The following is a 509-nucleotide window of genomic DNA, read 5'->3' as shown; positions in this document are numbered from 1 at the left end:
TTTCAGTCGGCACGGGTTTCTCTTGGCGCTAAGGAAAAAGCTGAATCGAGTGCACAGGTGCGAGCACGTGTTGAGCAGGCACGTGAGATACAAATGCGCCGCCAAGGATGTTTGAATAGCGAGTTACATGGTGAAGACTTATCGCGAATATGTGCGTTAAGTGAAGTCCAACAAGATTGGTTAATCGTAACGATTGATAAATTGGCTTTATCGAACAGAGCCGCGCATAGAATGATGCGTCTCGCGAGAACCTTGGCGGATTGTTCTGGGCAGGCGGTGATTAGTCAGGGGCATTTGTCTCAAGCCTTGCGGTTCAGATCTGTGCTATCCAAGGTTTGATACTTTTTAAAAGGCAAAAAAGAGGAGTCACATTGTGACTCCTTAATAGGGGTTTCTTCAAGGAAGACAGAACCACGATCGCTTCTTCGTGAATCTGTGCTGCTAAGTATACGATCAATTTTTAACCTATCCGTGCAAAACATCACCAAATATGTAACAGATCGTTAAAT

Annotated in this window: 1 pseudogene; it reads left to right on the top strand. The window is 44.8% G+C overall.

Going from position 1 to position 509, the window contains the following annotated elements:
• Positions 1–339: pseudogene (locus A3762_RS01220) on the top strand (ATP-binding protein); the annotation flags it as partial.
• Positions 340–509 lie beyond the last annotated feature (170 nt).

This window comes from Oleiphilus sp. HI0125 (genome assembly GCF_001635355.1).
Note: the sequence above shows the minus strand (reverse complement) of the source record. Positions and strands in the feature narration are given on the sequence as shown.